The sequence below is a fragment of the Salipiger marinus genome, assembly GCF_900100085.1.
GTDB classification, from domain to species: Bacteria; Pseudomonadota; Alphaproteobacteria; order Rhodobacterales; family Rhodobacteraceae; genus Salipiger; species Salipiger marinus.
This window is the reverse complement of sequence record NZ_FNEJ01000010.1, coordinates 131997-151928: the sequence shown is the minus strand read 5'-3', so window position 1 is coordinate 151928 and position 19932 is coordinate 131997. Positions and strand designations below refer to the sequence as shown.

Annotated in this window: 13 protein-coding genes; 9 read left to right on the top strand and 4 right to left on the bottom strand. The window is 69.7% G+C overall.

Going from position 1 to position 19932, the window contains the following annotated elements:
* Positions 1-36: 36 nt before the first annotated feature.
* Genes BLR51_RS13210 through BLR51_RS13200 form a run of 3 tightly spaced genes read left to right on the top strand, consistent with a single transcriptional unit; the run spans position 37 to position 4417 of the window.
* Entirely contained in the window at positions 37-2094 is a 2058-nt protein-coding gene (locus BLR51_RS13210; RefSeq protein ID WP_242656727.1) for an acyltransferase family protein, read from the top strand.
* Complete coding sequence (locus tag BLR51_RS13205; RefSeq protein WP_089847668.1) at positions 2091-3641, top strand: GMC oxidoreductase; 1551 nt, start codon at positions 2091-2093, stop codon at positions 3639-3641. Before BLR51_RS13210 ends, BLR51_RS13205 begins: the two co-directional genes overlap by 4 nt.
* A complete protein-coding gene (locus BLR51_RS13200) occupies positions 3638-4417 on the top strand; it encodes an SDR family oxidoreductase (RefSeq protein WP_089847666.1) in 780 nt (259 codons plus the stop codon). The genes BLR51_RS13205 and BLR51_RS13200 overlap by 4 nt, the downstream gene beginning before the upstream one ends.
* Here the strand turns inward: BLR51_RS13200 and BLR51_RS13195 are convergent.
* Positions 4408-5172 (bottom strand): WecB/TagA/CpsF family glycosyltransferase, encoded by a 765-nt coding sequence (locus BLR51_RS13195; RefSeq protein ID WP_089847664.1) that lies wholly within the window; start codon positions 5170-5172, stop codon positions 4408-4410. The two genes, BLR51_RS13200 and BLR51_RS13195, sit on opposite strands and share 10 nt — an antisense overlap.
* 284 nt (positions 5173-5456) lie before the next feature.
* Between BLR51_RS13195 and BLR51_RS13190 the strand changes: the two genes are divergently transcribed.
* The 6 genes from BLR51_RS13190 (at position 5457) to BLR51_RS13165 (ending at position 13175) form a co-directional block, all read left to right on the top strand.
* On the top strand, positions 5457-6584 hold the full coding sequence (locus tag BLR51_RS13190; RefSeq protein ID WP_089847827.1) for a Gfo/Idh/MocA family protein: 1128 nt from the start codon (positions 5457-5459) through the stop codon (positions 6582-6584).
* A complete protein-coding gene (locus BLR51_RS13185; RefSeq protein WP_089847663.1) occupies positions 6572-7540 on the top strand; it encodes an NAD-dependent epimerase/dehydratase family protein in 969 nt (322 codons plus the stop codon). Before BLR51_RS13190 ends, BLR51_RS13185 begins: the two co-directional genes overlap by 13 nt.
* Positions 7537-8781, top strand: a complete 1245-nt coding sequence (locus BLR51_RS13180) for a glycosyltransferase (RefSeq protein ID WP_089847655.1) — start codon at positions 7537-7539, stop codon at positions 8779-8781. The genes BLR51_RS13185 and BLR51_RS13180 overlap by 4 nt, the downstream gene beginning before the upstream one ends.
* A complete protein-coding gene (locus BLR51_RS13175) occupies positions 8778-9737 on the top strand; it encodes a glycosyltransferase family 2 protein (protein WP_089847653.1) in 960 nt (319 codons plus the stop codon). Before BLR51_RS13180 ends, BLR51_RS13175 begins: the two co-directional genes overlap by 4 nt.
* Positions 9738-9749: 12 nt before the next feature.
* Positions 9750-11855: an NAD-dependent epimerase/dehydratase family protein gene (locus BLR51_RS13170; RefSeq protein ID WP_089847651.1), complete on the top strand. Its 2106-nt coding sequence runs from the start codon at positions 9750-9752 to the stop codon at positions 11853-11855.
* 213 nt (positions 11856-12068) lie between these two features.
* Positions 12069-13175 (top strand): CpsD/CapB family tyrosine-protein kinase, encoded by a 1107-nt coding sequence (locus BLR51_RS13165; protein WP_242656726.1) that lies wholly within the window; start codon positions 12069-12071, stop codon positions 13173-13175.
* A gap of 12 nt (positions 13176-13187) precedes the next feature.
* Here the strand turns inward: BLR51_RS13165 and BLR51_RS13160 are convergent, their stop codons facing one another.
* From BLR51_RS13160 to BLR51_RS13150, 3 genes are all read right to left on the bottom strand, one after another.
* Positions 13188-14507 carry a GumC family protein gene (locus BLR51_RS13160; protein WP_089847649.1) on the bottom strand — a complete coding sequence of 440 codons (1320 nt, stop codon included), beginning with the start codon at positions 14505-14507 and terminating at the stop codon, positions 13188-13190.
* A 93-nt stretch (positions 14508-14600) separates the two neighbouring features.
* Entirely contained in the window at positions 14601-15335 is a 735-nt protein-coding gene (locus tag BLR51_RS13155; RefSeq protein ID WP_242656725.1) for a 4'-phosphopantetheinyl transferase family protein, read from the bottom strand.
* Positions 15328-19932, bottom strand: coding sequence for a MupA/Atu3671 family FMN-dependent luciferase-like monooxygenase (locus BLR51_RS13150; RefSeq protein WP_089847648.1), 4605 nt, complete (start codon positions 19930-19932; stop codon positions 15328-15330). Before BLR51_RS13150 ends, BLR51_RS13155 begins: the two co-directional genes overlap by 8 nt.

The window sequence follows — 19932 nt, the reverse complement described above, 5'->3', positions numbered from 1 at the left end:
AATGTGCCCCCGCACCGGAGAACCCGGACAGGACGCATGACCAGACCCCGACAGACGCCCTCTGCCACCCCGGACATGGCGCCCGCCCCGCTGCCCTATCGCAGTGACATCGACGGGCTGCGCGCCATCGCCGTGCTTGCCGTGGTGGTCTATCACTTCGGTTTTCCCGGCCTTCCCGGCGGCTTCACCGGGGTGGACGTGTTCTTCGTGATCTCCGGCTTCCTGATCGGCGGCATCCTGTGGCGCGAGCGCGAGGCGATGGGCCGCATCCGGCTGGGCCGCTTCTATCTGCGCCGCTTCCGCCGTCTGGCCCCGGCCTTTTTCGTCATGGCGCTGGTGACCACGGCGCTGGCCTCGGCGCTGCTGCTGCCTTTTGAGTTCCGCGAATTCGGCAAGACGCTGATCGCCGCCACGGTCTATCTGTCCAACGTGCTGTTCTTCCGGCAGGCGGGCTATTTCGACGCCGCCTCCGAAGACAAGCCGCTGCTGCACACATGGTCGCTGGCGGTGGAAGAGCAATTCTACATCGTCCTGCCGCTGCTTCTGCTGCTGTTTGCGCGGCGCCGGGGCGCGCTGATCTGGACGCTGGCGCTGATCTGGGCCGCCTCGCTGGCGGCCAGCGTCCTGCTGACGCCACATCTGCCCACCGCCACTTTCTATCTCTTCCCCTTCCGGGCGTGGGAACTGCTGTCGGGGGTGCTGCTGGCGATCTGGGGCTGCGAAACCGGACGGCGCTGGCGCGGATATGCCGCGCTCAGCTGGCTGGGGCTGGGCTTGGTCGCGGCCTCGATCATCCTGATTCCGGCGGGGCCGCAGTTTCCCGGCCTGCTGGCCCTCGTGCCGGTGCTGGGCACGGTGCTGCTGCTGGCCAATGGCACCGGGCGCAACACGGTGAACCGCGCGCTGTCCTCGCCGGTGCCGGTGTTTTTCGGGCGCATCTCCTATTCGCTGTATCTGTGGCACTGGCCGGTGGTGACGCTGTCGCTTTACCTGCGCGGCAGCTATTCCGGCCCACTGGAGGCGGCGCTGTGGCTGGCGCTGGCGGTGGGGCTGGCATGGCTCAGCTGGCGGTTCGTGGAACAGCCGGTGCGCCATGCCCGCCTGCCCGCCCCGGCCCTGCTGGGTGGCACGGCAGCGGGATCGGCCCTGCTGCTGGCGCTGGGGGGATGGCTTTACCTTGGCGACGGGCTGACCAGCCGCTTCCGCCCCGAAGTGCAGCCGCATATCCGCGCCTCCGCCGATTTCCTGCAGGACTGGAGCCGCTGCACCACCCCCGCCAGCGGCCCGCTGATGGGGCTGGAGGTCTGCCCGATCGGCCCCGAAGGCCCGCCGCGCGTGCTGGTCTGGGGCGACAGCCACGTGCGCGCCTTCCGCGAGGGGCTGGATCAGGCCGCGCAGCAGGCGGGCACGCCGGGGCTGATCCTGTGGCGCGCGGGCTGCCCGCCGGTCTTTGGCCTGCGCAAGGTCGAAAGCGCGGCAACCCCGGCGCAGGATCTGGACTGCACCAATGCCACGCTGCAGATCCGGCAGGCGCTGCCGCAGCTGCCGGATCTGACCACGCTGCTGCTGATCGGGCGCTGGAGCTATTACGCCACCGGTGCGGGGGTCGGGCTGGATGCGCAGAACACCATCGCGCTGCATCCCGCCGATGGTCCGGTGCGCATCGGCGAGGCGCAGTCCGATCTGCTGGCGCAGCGCATCGATGCCAGCGTGGCCGAACTGCTGGACCGGTTCGAACAGATCTTCGTGCTGCGCCAGCCGCCCGAGATCCCCGGCTATGACAGCCGCCGCGCCGCGCGCGAGGCGGCGCATGACGGCTGGCCGCTGGCCCGCACTCCCGTCACCCGCCCCGAGGTCGCGCGCGCCGAGGCCGAGGCCCGCGCCGCCAGCGCCGAAGCGCCGTGGCGGGCACTGGCCGAGGCGGGCGCGGTCAGCCTGATCGACAGCTGGCCCCGCCTCTGCGATGCCACCACCTGCCACGCGCTGCAGGGCGGCGAGGGCTGGTATTTCGACAACAACCACGTCACCAACACCGCCGCCCGTGCCCTGCACGATCTTTTCGCGCCGGTCTTTGCAGCGGATCCCGCCTCATGACCGCGACCGGACCGGACTGGGACTGCATCGTGATCGGCACCGGCATGGGCGGCGGCACGCTGGGCCGCGCGCTGGCCGAAGCCGGGTGGCGGGTGCTGTTCGTGGAAAAGGGCGCCGCCGGGCAGCGGCAGGCGCGGAACGGGCTGTCGGAGATCTTTGTCCCCGAGGCGCGGCTGGCCCGCGGGCTCTGGCCAGAGCCGCTGCATGCCACGGTGGATGGCCGCGACAGCCGGTTCTATGCGCCGCTGGGTGCGGGGATCGGCGGATCTTCGGTGTTCTACGCCGCGACGCTGGAACGGCCCGAACGGCATGATCTGGATGATCTGCTGGACCGCCCGCACCCCACTGGCGGCTGGCCCGTGGGCTATGACGAGATGCGCCCTTGGTTCGATCATGCCGCGCGGATGTATCACCTGCATGGCACGCCCGATCCGCTGTCATCCGACGCGCCGCCGCCGCTTGATCCGCCGCCGCCGCTGACCGCCACCGAAGCCGCGCTGATGGCCCGGTTTCGCGCGGGCGGCCTCAATCCCTATTACGCCCATACCGCGATCCGCCGCAGCGACGGCTGCCTGAACTGCCTTGGCACCCGCTGCCCGCGCCCCTGCAAGATGGACGGACGCTCCGCCGGGGTGGAGCCCGCCCTGGCCACCGGCAATGCCGAGATCCTGACCGGGGCCGAGGTGACGCGGCTGATCGCCGGACCGGATTCGGTGCAGGAGGTGGAGCTGCGGCAGGGCGGCGCGCTGCGGCGCCTTCGGGCCCGGCATGTGGTGCTGGCGGCGGGGGCGCTCAATTCGCCGCGGCTGCTGCTCAATTCCCTGTCCGACCACTGGCCGGAGGGGCTGGCCAACCGATCCGGACTGGTGGGGCGCAACCTGATGTTCCACCTCAACGAGATGTTCGCGATCTGGCCGCCCCGGGATGCGCCCGATGCGGGCGCGACCAAGGCGCTGGCCCTGCGGGATCTTTACACGGCGGGCCATACCCGGATGGGCATGGTGCAGGCCATGGGCATCCGCGCCTCTTATGGCGAGATCCTGTTTTACCTGAACCGGATGCTGGCCGCCTCGCGGCTGGGGCATGTGCCGGGGCTGCCGCATCTGACCCGCCTGCCCGCCGCGCTGGCCGCACGGATCCTTGGCCATGCCCAGATCTTTGTCGGGCTGATGGAGGATCTGCCCTATCTGCACAACCGCGTGCTGCCCGATCCCGACCGGCTGGCCATCACCTATGCCATGGCGCCGGAACTGCTGGCCCGCCGCCATGCCTTCCGCCGCGCCATCGCGCAGGCTTTTCGCGGGCAGCGGCGTCTGTTTCTGGGGCTGGGGCCAGAGCTGAATTTCGGCCATCCCAGCGGCACGCTGCGGTTTGGCCATGATCCCGCCCGGTCGGTGCTGGACTCGCAGTGCCGCGCACATGGGCTGCGCAACCTCTGGGTGGCCGATGCCTCCTTCATGCCCACGTCGATGGGGGTGAATCCCAGCCTGACCATCGCCGCCAATGCCCTGCGCGTCGCCGACCACCTGCGGAAGGATCCGACATGACCCGACTGACCCCCCAAGACGGCATCGCGCTGGTGACTGGCGCCGGATCCGGGCTGGGCCGCGCGCTGGCGCTGGAGCTTGCCCGGCAGGGCTTCACCGTCGCCGCAGTCGGACGCCGCAGATCCGCCCTTGAGGAGACGCAGGAACAGGCGCCGCAGGGCCGGGTGCTGATCTGGCCGCTGGACGTGGCCGACCCCGCCGCCGTCATCCGCTGCGTGGCCGGGATCACCACGGATCACGGGCCGGTGGCGCTGCTTGTCAACAATGCCGCGGTCTATCCCCGGCGCGACATTCTGGACGAGACGGCAGAGAGCTTTCTGCACAGCGTCGCCGTCAATCTGGGCGGGACGGTGGCCTGCACCCGTGCCGTGCTGGACGGGATGGTGGCGCGCGGGCGGGGCCGCATCCTCAACGTCGCGACCTTTGCCGATCTGCAGCCGCTGCCCGCCTCTGCGGCCTATTCCGTGTCGAAAGGCGCCGCGCGCATCTTCACCCGCGCGCTGGTGGCCGATCTGGGCGACCGCTTTCCGGGCATCGTGATCGGCGACTGGATGCCCGGCATGCTGCGCACCGACATGGGCATTCCCGATGGCCTGCCGCCCGAGCTGTCGGCCCGCTGGGGGGTGGATCTGGCGCTGCGCTGCGATCCGGATCTGAACGGCGCCGTGTTCGAGCGGGACACGGAGGTGCTGCCACCGCTGGGGCTGAAATCCCGGGTCAAGCAGGCGCTGACCGGCCAGCGGCGCCGCCCGCGGCGGCTGGCCCCTCAGGCCTGACGGGAGCGGAAGCGTTGCACCGCCGCCCGCAGCATCTGGCCCGGCAGGATCGCCAGACATTGCAGATAGCGCAGGCCCAGCCGTTTCGGGCTGTTCAGCGCCCGCCACAGCCATTCCAGCGCCAGACGCCGCGCCCATGCTGGCGCGCGTTTCTGCATCCCCGCCAGAAAATCCAGCCCGGCGCCAATGCTGACATAGCCCACGGCGGGCGCGGCGCGGCGGCCACTGGCGGCAAAGATTTCCTGCTTGGGCGCGCCAAGCGCCACGAAACACAGCCCCGCGCCAGAGGCGGCGATCTGCTCGTGCAGGGCCTGTGCCTCGGGGCTGTCGGGGTCAAAACCCATGGGCGGCGCCAGCGTGCAGACCACGGTCAGGTCGCGCACCTCGCGTTCCAGATAGCTTTTGGCGCGGGACAGCGATTCGGCGGTGCTGCCCACCAGCGCCACGCCCACCCCCAGCCGCGCCGCGATGCGCGCCAGCGGCAGGATCGCATCGGATCCGGGGATCAGTTCCACCGGGCGGCCCGCCAGCCGCGACATCCACACGATGGGATTGCCGTCAGCGGTGACCAGATCCTGCGCGGCATAGGCGGCGCGGAACCGTGGCAGGCCGCGCAGCTTGACCAGATGATCAAGGTTGAGCGTGGCCAGCGCAAAGCCCTGACGCTGCGCCAGACGTTCGGTCACACGGGCCTGAAGCGCGGCCCATGTCGCCACGTTGACGGAGACCTTCTGCCCCGAAACGCTGAAATCCATACGACATCCCTCTGGCCCCGACGCCAAGTTCTACAGCCAATCCCCGACATTCCGAGATGCCGATACGTCGATTTCCCGCAGACCGTGGCAGAGCTGCCGCATAAGGTGCAAAATTGTCACCTCAAAGGCTGCGCCTGTACAGGCATTGCAGCTTTGTGCCGAAATCTGGTCAAATTTGTCTGGTCAAAGACGGCTGACCAAAGGCTCCGGCAAGAAAGACCCCGCATGATCCCGCTTTTCCTCCGGTGTTTCGGCTGGCCCTGCCTGCGCAGACAGGGGGCAATGTGACCGGACAGCTGTCGATTCTGGGCTGCGGCTTTGTAGCCGATCTGTATATGCGCTCGCTTGCGGCGATGCCGGGGCTGGCCGTGGCACAGGTGCATGACCACGACCCCGACCGGCTGGCGCGGTTCTGCGCCCATTGGGGGCTGCGGGCGGAACCCTCGCTGGACCGGTTTCTGGCGCAGGCCCCCGCTGGGGGCGTGGTGCTGAACCTGACCAATCCGGGCGCGCATTACGCGCTGAACCGCGCGGTGCTGGAGGCGGGACATCACGTCTATTGCGAAAAGCCGCTGGCCCTGACGCTGGCCGAGGCCGAGGATCTGCACCAGCTTGCCGCCGCACACGGGCTTCTGCTGGCCTCCGCCCCCTGTTCCGTGCTGGGCGAGACCGCGCAGACGCTGGGCCATGCGCTGCGCCATGGCATCGCGGGCACGCCGCGCGCGATTTATGCCGAACTGGATGACGGGTTCGTGCCGCAGGCCGCCTATGACCGATGGCACAGCGAAAGCGGCGCACCCTGGCCGTGGGAGGACGAGTTTCGCGTCGGCTGCACGCTGGAACATGGGGGCTATTACCTGACTTGGCTGATCTCTTGGTTCGGATCGGTGCGCACGGTGGTCGCAGCCTCGGCCGAGGTGCTGCCCGACAAGGGCGGGCTTGGCCCCACCGCACCGGATCTGTCGGTGGCCGTGCTGTTTTTCGACCATGGCCCCGTCACCCGGCTGACCTGTTCCATCGCCGCCCCGCATGACCACGGGATCAGCATCGTCGGCGATGCGGGGGTGCTGCGCTGCAAGGCGGCGTGGGACAATGCCGCCCCGGTGCGCTTTGCCCGCCGCTTCACCCTGCGGCGGCGGCTGATGGAACACCCGCTGCCCCGCCGCCTGCGCCTGCCGCAGCCCACCCATCCAAAGGTGAAACGCTGGGGCGCCGCCGCGATGAACTTCATGCTCGGCCCCGCCGAGATGCTGGAGGCGCTGCGCGACAACCGGCCCTGCCGCCTCTCCGCCGATTTTGCGCTGCACCTGACCGAGGTGACGCTGGCCATCCAGAATGCCGGGGAAACCGGCGGCGCCCAGCGCATGACCACGCGCTGCGCCCCGATGGAGCCGATGCCATGGGCGATGTGACCCGCCTGCTGCTGACCGGGGCCACCGGATTCGTCGGGCGGGCGGTGCTGTCTCAGGCACGCGCGCAGGGGCTGGAGGTGGTGGCGGTGACCCGTGGCACGCCCCCCGCCGCGTGGACCGAGGCGGGGGTGATCCCCTGCTGCGCCGATCTGGCCGATCCGGCGGCGATCCCGGTGCTGCGCGCCGCGCTGCGCGGCGTTGGCGCCGTCATCCACTGCGCCGCGCATCTGGGCAGCGACGAAGGTGCGGTGACGGCGGCCACCACGCTGGGCACGCGGCATCTGCTGGCGGCAATGGCGGGCCAGTCCGCGCGGCTGGTGCTGGTCAGTTCCATCGCCGTCTATGATTACACCAAGCTGGCGCCGGGCGGCACCGTGACCGAAGCGACCCCGCTGGAACAGCCCGACACCGCGCGCGACGCCTATGTCGCCGGAAAGCTGCGACAGGAGGCGATGTGCCGGGACGCGGGCCATCCGCTGTGGATCCTGCGCCCCGGCGCGATCTTTGGCGAAGGCCGGACATGGAACGCGCATCTGGGCGTGTCGCTGGGCCCGCTGCTGATCGCCATGGGTCAGGGTGGAGAGCTGCCCTTGGCGCATGTGGATCATGTGGCGCGGCGGCTGGTGCGGGCGGCAGGCATCGCCCCGCAGGGGGTGGAGGTGCTGAACCTCGTCGATGCCGACCGGCCCGACCGGGCGCGGTTCCTGCGCGCGCACCGGCTGTCGGGCTGGCCCCGGCTGGTGCTGCCGCTGCCATGGCCCGTGGTGCTGCCCGTGGCCCGGCTGCTGGCGCCGCTTGGCCCGCGCCTGCCCGGGCTTTTGCGCGAACCCGTGCTGCGCGCCCGCATCCTGCCGCTGCGCTATGACGCCCGCGCGCTGGTGCGGCGGCTTGGCCCGCTGGACCAGCCACGGTTCGAGGCGCTGATGGCCGCCGCCCTGAAGGAGGGCGCGGCATGACCCTGCGCCGTCTCGCCTATCTGACCGGGGAATATCCCCGCGCCTCGGACACGTTCATCCAGCGCGAGGTGGCGGCGCTGCGCGCGCTGGGGCATGAGGTGCTGACCTGCTCCATCCGCACCACGGGCGCGGAACATCTGGTCGGCCCCGAACAGCGCAGCGAACATGCCCGCACCTTCAAGGTGCTGGAGGCCTGCCGCGCCCCGCTGCGCGTGCTGCGCGCCCATGGCCGCTGGCTGGCGCGGCCTGCCCGTTATGGCCGCGCGCTGCGGCTGGCATGGACCACGGCCCCCAAGGGGGTGAAGGGGCGGCTTTACAACCTGATCTATTTCCTTGAGGCGGGGGTGCTGGCCGCGCATCTGGCGGAACAGGGCGTGGAGCATCTGCACAACCACATCGCCAAAGCCTCCTGCACCGTGGCGATGCTGGCCTCTGCCCTGTCGGGCATCCCCTACAGCTTTACCATCCACGGGCCGGACATCTTCTTTGAACCGCAGCACTGGCGCATCGACGAAAAGGCGGCGCGGGCGGAATTTGTCGCCTGCATCAGCGCCTTCTGCCGGTCGCAGCTGATGTGTTTCGCCGAGGCCGCGCACTGGCCCAAGCTGCGGGTGGTGCATTGCGGCATCGACCCCGCGCGCTATGCTGCCGCCCCCGGCCACGATCCGGTGCTGCTGTTTGTCGGCAGGCTCGCCGGGGTGAAAGGCGTGCCCTTGCTGCTGGAGGCGCTGGCGGCGCTGGCCCCCGCCCATCCCGCGCTGCGGCTGCGGCTGATCGGCGACGGCCCCGACCGCGCCGCGCTGGAGGCGCGGGCGATCCGGCTGGGGCTGGCCGACCGGGTGGAGTTTCTGGGCTATCGCAGCCAGTCCGAGGTGGCCGATGCCTTGGCGGGCGCGCAGATCTTCGTGCTGCCCAGCTTTGCCGAAGGCGTGCCCGTGGTGCTGATGGAGGCGATGGCGGCGGGCCTGCCCGTGGTCACCACGCAGATCGCGGGCATTCCCGAACTGGTCGACTCCGGCATCTCCGGCCTGCTGGTGCCACCGGGCGAAGCCGCGCCGCTGGCCCGCGCGCTGGACACGCTGCTGACCGATCCCGCCCGCCGTCACGCCATGGGGCAGGCCGGGCGGGCCCGGGTCAGCGCCGATTTCAACATTGCCACCGAGGCTGCCAAGCTCTCGCAGCTGTTCCAGTCCTCCGGCGCGGCCACGCCCGCGCCCCTGTCCAGAAAGGACATCGCATGAGTGCCGTGGACATCGTCCTGATCGGCCGCAACGAAGGATCCCGGCTTGTCGCGGCCTTGGCCTCGCTGCCGGGTCAGGCGCGGCAGGTGGTCTATGTGGACAGCGGATCCACCGACAGCAGCGTGGCCGAAGCGCGCCGCGCGGGCGCGCAGGTCGTCGAACTGGACATGTCGGTGCCCTTTACCGCCGCGCGCGCGCGCAATGCGGGCTTTGCCGCGCTGACCGATCCGGATTTCGTGATGTTCGTCGATGGCGACTGCACGCTGGTGCCGGGCTTTGTCTCTGCCGCCGTGGCGCATCTGTCGCGGCATCCCGAACTGGCGCTGGTCACCGGCTGGCGGTCGGAAATTCACCGCGACAGCTCCATCTTCAACCAGCTCTGCGATTTCGAATGGCGCCGCCCGGTGGGGCGCATTCTGGGCTGCGGCGGCGACATGCTGGTGCGGGCCGAGGCGTTCCGCCATGTCGGCGGCTTTGGCGACAGCATCATCGCCTCCGAAGACGAGGAGTTCGGCACAAGGCTGCGCAAGGCCGGATGGGCGCTGGAGCGCTTGCCGCTGGAGATGACGCGCCACGATGCCGACATGCACCGGTTCGGCCAGTGGTGGCGCCGCGCGGTGCGCACCGGCCATGGCTTTGCCCATGTCGGCCACCTGCATCCGGATTACTTTGCCCGCGAACGGCAGCGAGTGCTGGCCTATGCGCTGGTGCTGCCGCTGCTGTCGCTGGCGCTGGCGCTGGTCTCGCCATGGCTACTGCTGGTGCCGCTGGCCATCTATGCGCTGAACTACCTGCGCACGCAGCAGGGGCTGCGCCGCGCCGGGCTGCCTAAACGCGAGGCGCGGCAACACGCCCTCTTCATCGCCCTGTCGAAATTTCCCAACCTCGTCGGCATGGCCACCTATCATCTCCGCCGTCTGCGCAACGCGCAGATGCGCATCATCGAATACAAATAAGGGGCGCGCCGGATGACACTTCCTGTTCGCGTCGGTCTGATCGGCGCCGGATATATCGCAAGCTGGCATGCCGAGGCGCTGCGCGCCACGCCCGGTGTCCAGCTGCAAGCGATCTGCGACATTTCCGAACCCGCCGCGCGCGGCTTCGCCGAAGCGCATGGGCTGATGGCCTTCACCTCGGTCGAGGCGCTGATCAACAGCGGCAGCTGCGACGCGGTGCATGTGCTGACCCCGCCCAACCCCCATGCCGCGCTGGCCCAGCAATGCCTGAAGGCCGGGCTGCATGTTCTGGTGGAAAAACCGGTCGCCACCAGTGCCGACCAGACCCGCGCCATCCGCGACGCGGCGCGGGCGGCGGGCAAGCTGTTCCATGCCGGGCACAACTTCCTTGGCCTGCCCACCTATCAGCGGATGAAGGCCGCGATGCAGGCCGGAGAGTATGGCCGGATCTCCGCCGCCGATTTTACATGGGCGCTGCCGCTGGCGCCGCTGCGCTCCGGCCCTTACAGCCTGTGGCTGCTGCGCGAACCCCGCAACCTGCTGCTGGAACTGGGGCCGCATCTGATGGCCTTTGCCGTCGATCTGTTCGGCCCGCCCGAGATCCTGTTCGCCTCCGCCAGCAAGCCCGTCGCCCTGCCCGGCGGCGACCAGCGCCCGCAGGGCTTCCGCATCTATGCCCGCGCGGGCGGGGTCGATCTGAGCTTTACGCTGTCGATGGTGGAAACCGTCGATGACCGGTCGGTGGTGCTGCGCGGATCCTCGGGGCGGGCGCGGCTGGACTATGCCGCCGACACGCTGATGGTGGAACGGGAAAACGCCTCTGACCTCATCCTCAACCCCTTGCGCAAACAGCTGGATCTGGGCTGGCAGCATCTGCGGGTGGGCGCGCGCAACGCCGCGATCCAGACCCGGTCGCTGAACCAGCAGAACCCCTATGGCCAAAGCTTTCGCGGCATGACCGCTGCCGTCTATGGCGCCATTTCCCAAGGCAGGCCCTCCGATCCGCGCTTTTCCGGCGACAGCGCCGTGGCGGTGATGGAGGCGCTGGACCAGGCCATCGCCCTGCTGCCCGCCTCGGTGCTGGAGGTGAAGGCCCCCGCCGTGCAGACCCGGCCCGCCCGCCCCAGCGCGCTGGTGATCGGCGGCACCGGCTTTATCGGGCGGGCGCTGACCCGCAGGCTGGTGGCGGATGGCCATGACGTGCGCGTGCTGTCGCGCGGGCGGCGCGGCCCCTTCCCCGACCTGCCCGATCAGGTGGAAACCGTGGCGCTGAACCTCCACGATCTGGAGGCGCTGACCCACGCGATGCAGGGGGTGGACGTGGTGTTCAACCTTGCGCGCTCGCTGGAAAAGACATGGGCCGAGGCGCTGGTCAACGATGTGGGTGTCGCCACCCGCGTCGGCATGGCCTGCCAGAAGGCCGGGGTGAAACGGCTGATCTATACCGGCACCATCGCCAGCTTCGACATGTCCCGCCCCGAGGTGCCGATCACCGAATCCACGCCCTTCGCGGCGGATATGAGCGACCGCAACCTTTATGCCCGGTCCAAGGCGGAATGCGAGCGGCAGCTGATGGCGCTGCATCGCGACCGGGGGCTGCCGCTGACCATCGCGCGCCCCGGCATCGTGGTGGGCCATGGCGGACCGCTGCAGCACTGGGGCATCGGGCGCTGGCATGGTGCGGGGGCGGTGCGCATCTGGGGGCCGGGGCAGAACATCCTGCCCTTCGTGCTGATCGACGATGTCGTGGACGGGCTGGTACGCATGGCGGCGCGGCCTTCGGCCAACGGGCAAAGCTTCAACCTTGTGGGCGAGCCGCTGCTGACCGCGCGCGACTATTTCGACGCCATCCATGCGGTGCTGGGGGCGCGGATCCGGGTCAGCTCCGGCAATCTCACCGCCTTTTACGCGGCGGATGCGGTAAAATCGGTGCTGAAGAAATATGCCCTGCGCCAGCACGGCGTCACGCGCCCCTCGCTGGCGGACTGGAAAAGCCGGGCGCATTTTTCGCCCTTCATCATCGACAAGCCCAAGCAGATGCTGGACTGGACGCCCGAGGCCGACCGCACGCGCTTTGTCGACCGGGCCATCGCTCAGGCGGATCTGTTCGGGTTCTGAGGTGGCGGCGGGACACGGATTGAGAACAATCCCCCCAGAAACCACCTTATTCCTGACAGAATCCTTCGTTTATCTGGGCAAAAGGACATAACGGGATCCGCAAGACCGGATCCGAACTCGGGCAGACAGGCAGATGGCGGACATGGCACGGCATACCGGTCACCACAGACACAGATATTGCGCGGCATCCGGTCAGGCCGGACCGGCGGGGGCATGACCATGTCCGAACGCCGCCCCTTCCGCCGCCGCAACCGCCCCGAAGACACCCCGCCCCCGGCCCCCACGCCCCGGCCCGACCCGCAGGCCGAAGCTCTGGCCAAGGCACAGGCGCAGGCAGAGGCCCAGCGCGAGGCGGAGGCCGACGCCGAAGACCAGCGCCGCCGCGCCGAAGCCGCCGGGGATCAGGCGCGGCGGCAGGCCGAAGCTGCGGCGCAGGCGCAGGCCGACGCCGAGGCAGAGGAGCAGCAGCGTCAGGCGGAAGCCGCCGCCCGGACCCGCGCCCAAGCTGCGGCAGAGGCGAGGGCGGCACGCGAGGCGGAAAACGCCCGGGCGCAGGTGGAGGCCGATGCCGCTTCCGCCCCCATTCCCGGCACCGACCAGCGCTGGTCGGCGCTGACGCCCTTTCCGGTGGATCTGGCGCATCTCGACCGGCACCGCATCGTCACCGCACGGCGCGAGGATCCGGCCCATACCGCCTTTGACATCCTGCGCACCAAGCTGGTGCAGACGCTGGCCGAACGCGGCTGGTCGCGGGTCGCCATCACCTCGCCCACCAAGGACTGCGGCAAGACCTTCACCGCCGCCAATCTGGCCATCAGCCTGTCCCGGCAGGAGGCGCTGCGCACCGTGCTGCTGGACTGCGACCTGCGCCGCCCCAGCCTGCACAAGGTGATGGGGGTCAAGACGCCGGGCTCGATGGGTGACATGCTGCGCGGGCGCGTCCCGGCAGAGCAGCATCTGCTACGAATGGGGCCGAACAGCTTCCATGCCGGGCCCAACCTTGCCTTCGGCTTCAACCACATCCCGGAATCCTATCCGGCGGAACTGCTGCAGGATCCCGGCACCGCCACCGCGCTGGCCGCGCTGCAGGAGCGGCTGAAGCCCGATGTCATGCTGTTCGACCTGCCGCCCGCCCTGTATTTCGACGACGTGATGGCCTTTCGCGCGCAGTTCGACGGCGTGCTGCTGGTCATCGGCGGCGGGCTGAGCACCGAAAAGGAAATCCGCGAGGTTGAACGCCGGCTTGGCGACCAGACCCCGCTGCTGGGGATGATCCTCAACAAGGCCGAAGGCACCAATCTCGGCAAATACGGCTACTGAGCCTCGCGCGCCTCAGGCGGAGGCGCGCGGCAGAATCCGGTCCAGCAGCCCCTGCGGCAGCCATGCTCCCGCCACACGCAGCACCCCCCAAAAGAGCGCCGCCAGCCCCAGAAGCCCCGCGACAATCCCCAGCCCGCGGCGGCGGCGGTCGCCGCGCGTCTTGACCACGGGGATGGACACCACCGCCTGCACGCCCGTCGCGCGTTCCAGCTGCGCGGCGTTGCGGATCACCGGATTCATCAGCTCGGCCACGACCCCCGCGAACAGCCCCGCCATCAGGCTGGCAACGCCCCCCATCAGCGCCAGCTTCTGACGGCTCTGGCTGGACGGCACCTCGGGCACCAGCGCGGCTTCCAGCACCTCGAACCGGTCGGCCTGCTGGCGGGTTTCCAGCATCTGGCCCATCTCGGCCTCGGCCCGGCGGCGGGTGATGACGCTATACTGGTCCTGCAGCTGGGTCAGGTCGCGTTCCATGCCGCTCAGCGTGCGTTCCACCTCGGGGCCGCGGCGGATGGTCTCTTCGATCTGCGCCATCCGGGTGTCGATCAGCTGTTTCTGTTCGCGCAGCAGCGCCAGCTGCCGGGCCTGCACCTCTTCGCGGACGCGGGCGGAATTTCCTTCGGCGGCGACGATCTCGCGGTCGATCTCCAGCGCGCTGTCCTCCAGCGAGCCCAGCTGATCGCGCAGCGCCCCCACGCCCGAGGGCAGCGCCTCGGCATTGGCCTGCTTGAAGGCGGCGATCCGGGCGGTCATCGCGTCCATCTCCGCCGCGACCCGCGTCGCTTCGCTTTCAAAGAAGCTCAGCGTCTCGCGGGCACGGATCACGCTGCGGCTGCGCGATTCCTCGATCACCGTGGTCATCAGTTCGTTGGCGACATCCGCCGCCTTCTGCGCATCGCTAAGCCGGACGGTGATCAGGATGCCCGAAGGCCCCTGCGGCACCGCCTGATAGCTGATCGGAGCGGGGCGAATTTCCTCGATCCGCGCCGCCTCGCGCATAAGCGACACGCGCTGGTTCAGCGGCATCGCCGGATCCTCGGTGAACAGCTGATGCGTGTCCATGATGCGCAGCAGGTTGTCGCGGGACATCAGCCGCTGTTCGATCAGCTGAACCTTGCGCGAGGCGTCATCCCCCGCCACGCCGGTACTGCTGGGCGCCTCACTGACCTGCCCCTCTTCGATCTGCACCACGGCGGTGGCCTCATACATCTTCTGCTGCTGCAGGGCGAAGGCCACCGACAGGCCGCAGCCCAGCAGGGTAACAAGCAGGATCAGCACCATGCGGCGGCGCAGCGCGGCAAGGATTTCCTCAAAAGACTGGAACTGGGTCACATCACTTCTCCCGCTTGTGGCGGCCCGACCGTTCGGGGCACGACAGTCCTGTCCACCCCGGACGGGCCTTGCCGCCTTTGAGACATACTCTAGTCAAACTTTCACCTTGCGGCCATCCGGCTCCGTCAGCCCGCAAGGAAACACTTCGTATCCGGGACCGGCAAAGTCGCCCCGGTTAAGCTGGGGCAACGCGCAGAGCGACAGCAGCAGACCCCCGTTGCGCCATTGCCGCATCGGCAGTTCGGCCCCCTGCCCCAGCCCCGTGGCCGCGACCATGCGCAGCCCGGCATCAGGCAGCAGCGCCTCCATCGCCGCAAAGCCGAAGAGGCTGCGGGTCAGCGGATACTGCGCCTTATAGGCGGCCTCCTTGGCGCCAAACACATGCAGCGCGGCAAGCCCCGGCTCCAGCGGCGCCAGCCGGTCCAGTTCCGCCGGGCTGGCGATGGTCGGCACCAGCCCCGGGTCAAGCGGCAGCGCGCGTTCCAGATCCACCCCCAGCGCGCGCCAGTCCCGCGCCCGCGCCGCCACCGCCAGACACAGCCCCGCCGTATGGCTCAGGCTGGCCACCACCCCCTCGGGCCAGACCGGGGCGCGGTCCGCGCCCTTGGGGATCGGCTGCGGCGGCAGGCCAAGCTGCGCCAGCGCCGCCCGCGCCGCATCCCGGCCCCCGGCAAACTCCGCCTGCCGCGACGGCACGGCACGGGCGATGGCCTGCCGTTCCACGGGAAACAATCCGGCAGGATCGACCGGGCCGGAGACGGCCCAGACCACGCCTTCGGGCCAGTCCACCATGGCGGCCAGCGCCTGCAGGGCGGCAAGGTCAGGCACTGCGCCGCGCCCGCATCGCCCGCCGCCGCGCCATGGCCTCGCTGCGCGTCTGCGCCCGGTCGGCGGCAGGCGGCGCGGCCTCGGTCTGCGCCGCGACCGGAGCAGGACTGACCAAGGCCGCCACCCGCGCCGTCAGATCCTCCAGCACCGGGAAGCGGAAGATGTCGGTGATCGACAGGCCCTTCGCCCCCAGATCGTCGCGGATCGACCGGTGCGCCTGCACCGCCAGCAGCGAATGCCCACCCAGATCGAAGAAGCTGTCGCGCCCGGAAATGTCCTGCACGCCCAGAACCGCGCTCCAGATTCCGGCGATCTGCGCCTGCAGCCGGGCCGATCCCTGCGCCGTGACCGGCGCCGCTGCCGCGGCCTTGGGCGCGGCCAAAGGCGGGGCGCGGCGGGCCAGTGGTGCGGGCAGCGCCTTGCGGTCCACCTTCTTGTTGGGGGTCAGCGGAAAGGCCTCGACCCGCATCAGATGCGCGGGCACCATGAAGGCGGGCAGCGCCGCGCCCATGGCGGATTTCAGCGCCGCCTCGCTCACCGGCTCGGGGGCGGTGTAATAGCCCACCAGCCGCAGGTCGCCGGGCGTATCCTCCCGCGCCATGACCACCGCCTGAGAAATCCCCGGCTGCGCCTCCAGCACCGCCTCGATCTCGCCCAGCTCGATGCGGAAACCGCGCAGCTTCACCTGATGGTCGACGCGCCCGATAAAGTCGATGCGCCCGTCCATGCGGCGGCGCACCAGATCGCCGGTGCGATACATCCGCCCGCCATGGAACGGGTTGGGCAGGAAGCGCTCCGCCGTCAGATCGGGGCGGTTCCAGTAGCCGCGCGTCACGCCCTCGCCGCCGATCCACAGCTCGCCGGGCAGACCCACGCCCACCGGCTGCCGCGCCTCGTCCAGCACGTAAAGCTGCTGGTTGGCCAAGGGGCGGCCGATGTTGACCACGCCCTCATCCCCTGCCGCCGCCACCTCGGTCGAGGACCAGATGGTGGTTTCGGTGGGGCCATACATGTTGGTCAGGCGGGCCGGGGTGATGCGGGCAAACTCTTCCACCAGCGCGCCGGGCAGCGGTTCACCGCCAAGGAACAGATGCCGCACCCGGGACAGCGCATAACGCGCCTCGTCATTCATGGCGATCATCCGCGCCATGGAGGGGGTGCATTGCAGATGCGTGACCCCGTGGCGCAGGATCTGCGCCGCGATGGAAAAATCGTCCGGCGCAAGATCCGGGGCGCGGTTGGCGCGCTTCACCACCTCGGCCAAGGGTCTGAGCCCCTCCAGCACCTGATCCACCGGGATGCCATAATCGATCAGACAGGCGATTTCGCCCACGCCGATGCGCTTGAGCTGCTCCACCCGCTCCAGCGCGTCTTCTACCGTGCCGAAAAGGCCGCTTTCGGTGAAATAGCGTTCAAAGGCGAAATCGAGGATGGCCTCCAGATCGTCGGGCGTCAGGATCTCCAGATCCAGATCGAAGGCGTTGTTGACCCCCTGCGGGCGCTTGAACGCCGGGAAAGCCCAGGCGTATTGCTTGATCAGCGCGGCGGCGGCGCGCAGATATTCGCGCATGGGGCCGCGCGCGGTCTCGCGCGCCTCGTCCCGGGTGGCGGCGATGTAGCTGTGCAGCATCAGCGTCACGGTGAACTGCGCCGGATCATGCCCCGCCTCGCGCAGCGCCGCGTGGTAAAGCCGGATCATCGCCGCCACATCATCGATGCTCTGGCCCAGCAGATGGGTCAGCACGTTGCAGCCATGGCGGCCTGCGTCTTTCCATGTCTGCGGATTGCCCGCCACGGTCAGCCAGACCGGCAGGTCGCGCGACACCGGGCGCGGCTGGGTGACCACGTCAAACAGCGACCCGTCCTTGCGCGGAAAGGCCACCGGTTCGCCCCGCCACAGCCTGCGGATCTGGTCCAGACTGTCGAGCACCGCCGCCTTGTTGGCGGGGGGCGTGTTTTCCGGGCGCAGCACAAAATCATCCGGCTGCCAGCCCGACGCCAGCGCCAGCCCCGAGCGGCCATTGGTCAGGTTGTCGATCACCGCCCATTCTTCGGCGATGCGGGCGGGGTGGTGCAGCGGCGAGACGACGGACCCCGCCCGCACCGACAGGGTTTTGGTCACCGCCGCCACGGCGGCGCCGGTCACGCTGGGATTCGGATAGGGGCCGCCAAAGGCGTGGAAATGCCGCTCCGGCGTCCAGACCGCGCAGAAGCCGTTGCGGTCGGCAAACTGCGCGCCTTCCAGCAGCAGGCGGTATTTGTCGCGCCCCGCACCATCGTCATTGCCCCAGTAATACAGCGAAAAGCCCATCTCGCCCTCGGCGAGCGTGGTGGCCCCGCCAGAGATCAGCGTGCGGTCCTCGTCCGAGGTCAGCACCACCTTGAAGCCGCGCGCGGTGGTGTAGAACAGCTCCAGCACCGAAATGTCGAAGCTGAGGCTGGTGACGGCCAGCCATGTGCCCGGCGGATCCTGCGGCACATGCGCATCCATCCCAAGATAGAAATTCACCACGTTGCGGTGTTCCACCATCACGCCCTTGGGCAGGCCGGTCGACCCACTGGTATAGATCAGATAGGCGATGTCCTCCGGCCCGCTGGTCTGGTCCGGGGGCGTGTCGGGTGCCTGTCCCAGCCGGGGATCGGCATCCAGCACCAGAAGCTGCGCGGCGTGGTCGGGCAGATGATCCTCCAGCCCCGCCTGTGTCACGATCACCGATGCCGCGCTGTCGGTCAGGAAATGCTGCAGCCGGTCGGCGGGATAGGCCGGATCCATCGGCAGATAGGCGCCCCCCGCCTTGAGGATGCCCAAGGCCCCCACCATCAGATCGACGGAGCGGCGGCAGAACAGCCCCGCCACACGGCCGGGGCCCACACCCATCTGGCGCAGCACCTGTGCAGCGCGGTTGGCCCGCGCGTCCAGTTCGGCATAGCTGAGGCTCTGACCTTCGAAGACCAGCGCCACGGCATCGGGCGTGCGCGCCACCTGAGCCTGAAACGCGGCCTGCATGGTCAGGCTGCGGTCATGATCCTGCGCCGAGGCATTGTGCTGGCGCAGCACCAGATCGCGCTCTGCCGCGGGCAGCACCGGCAGGCTGGCCACAGCCGACTGCGCGTGGCTTTCCGTGCCCATCAGTTCCAGCCGCGCGGCGATCAGATCCGCCTGCGCTTCGGGCAGGCGCCCGGTATCGACGTAAAGCGTGGCGGTGGGGCAGGTCAGTTCCACCGTGACGGCAACACCGGGGATCGGCCCCGCGCCAAAGCTCAGGCCCAGCTGCGGCACCGGCGGCGGCGCGGTCAGATCCGGCGCCCGCGCCGGCAGATCCAGTGCAAAGCCCAGATGCCGCTGCACTTCGGCGATACGGGATTCGGTGCGCGCGGCCAGCCCCTGCATGTCGCCCTGCATGTCCACCCGCAGCGGCACCCAAGGCTCGATCAGCCCGCCCTGCGCCAGATCGCGCAGCCTTTCGTCGGCAAAGGCGAGATCGCAGTCGCCATGTTCGTCATGCCGCGCGGCAAAGGCCGCCACCACCGCCGAGGCATCAAGTGCGGCACAGATCGCCAGCGGGCGCTGCACGATCTTGCCCGAGGTTTTGCCCAGCCCCGGAATCTCGAACCCGCGCAGCTGCACCAGACGCCGCCGCCAGAAAGCTTCGTGCGGGGCGATGGCGCGGATGCGGTCGTCCAGCGCCGCGCGCTCCGGCGCATCGGGCACGTCCAGCTGGCCCCCCCGGCGCCCCACCTGCGCCACCCGCGCGGGCGCACCGCAGCGATGGGTGATCTGCGACAGCCGCAGCGCAGCAGTGCCGCAGGCCACGGTCAGGTGATCGTCGGTGGCCTCAAGGATCTGGCCGGGCGCGCCCGCAGCTTCGACCACCTGCGCGCGGCCCACCAGCCAGATGCGGCCCTGCGCCCGGATCTTGGGCGCGGCGAGCGGATTGGCATAGCCGCCATGATCCAGCGCCCGCACCAACCGTTCCAGATCCGCCGCCGGGCGGCTGAAATCCAGCAGCCCATGCGCCGAAGGCCGGTCGGCCAGCGCGTGATAGCTGCGCCGCGTCAGATCCTGCGGCACCCGGCGCAGCCCGTTTTCCAGCTGCAGCAGCAGTTCGGGGAAGCTGTCGATCGCCGCCTCATAGGCCTTGGTGTTCAGCGTCAGCGCGGTGTCGCTGGCGGTGATGTCAAAGCCGCGCGACACCAGCAGATCGCCCTCGTCCACGCCGCCTTCGATCATGTGCCATGTGATGCCGTGCCGGGTTTCGCCCTCGATCAGCGCCCAGACCGGGGCGTTCAGCCCGGCATGGCGCGGCAGCGGGCCGTCGTGGAAATTCACCGCCCCGCGCGCGGGCAGGGCCAGCACCTCGGCGGGCAGGATGTCGAGGTTGGAGATCGACAGCAGCCAGTCGAAGGGCAGCACCAGCCGCTGCGCCAGATCGCGGCCCGGCGGCTGCACGTCCAGCCCGCGCCCTGCCGCCCAAGCGGCGACATCGCGGTTGCGCGTGACCACGGCGGCGATGCGGTTGCCCGCCGCCAGCAGCTTTTCGGCGCATTGCACCAGCAGGGATTCGTTGCCGATCAGGACGGCGGTAAACTTGGCCAT

What these genes read in the sequence shown, in the direction of transcription:
- BLR51_RS13210 (WP_242656727.1), top strand. Translation starts at nt 37, where the DNA reads ATGACCAGACCCCGACAGACGCCCTCTGCCACCCCGGACATGGCGCCC.
- BLR51_RS13185 (WP_089847663.1), top strand. Translation starts at nt 6,572, where the DNA reads ATGGGCGATGTGACCCGCCTGCTGCTGACCGGGGCCACCGGATTCGTC.
- BLR51_RS13165 (WP_242656726.1), top strand. Translation starts at nt 12,069, where the DNA reads ATGACCATGTCCGAACGCCGCCCCTTCCGCCGCCGCAACCGCCCCGAA.
- BLR51_RS13150 (WP_089847648.1), bottom strand. Translation starts at nt 19,932, where the DNA reads ATGGCCAAGTTTACCGCCGTCCTGATCGGCAACGAATCCCTGCTGGTG.
- BLR51_RS13205 (WP_089847668.1), top strand. Translation starts at nt 2,091, where the DNA reads ATGACCGCGACCGGACCGGACTGGGACTGCATCGTGATCGGCACCGGC.
- BLR51_RS13180 (WP_089847655.1), top strand. Translation starts at nt 7,537, where the DNA reads ATGACCCTGCGCCGTCTCGCCTATCTGACCGGGGAATATCCCCGCGCC.
- BLR51_RS13195 (WP_089847664.1), bottom strand. Translation starts at nt 5,172, where the DNA reads ATGGATTTCAGCGTTTCGGGGCAGAAGGTCTCCGTCAACGTGGCGACA.
- BLR51_RS13175 (WP_089847653.1), top strand. Translation starts at nt 8,778, where the DNA reads ATGAGTGCCGTGGACATCGTCCTGATCGGCCGCAACGAAGGATCCCGG.
- BLR51_RS13200 (WP_089847666.1), top strand. Translation starts at nt 3,638, where the DNA reads ATGACCCGACTGACCCCCCAAGACGGCATCGCGCTGGTGACTGGCGCC.
- BLR51_RS13170 (WP_089847651.1), top strand. Translation starts at nt 9,750, where the DNA reads ATGACACTTCCTGTTCGCGTCGGTCTGATCGGCGCCGGATATATCGCA.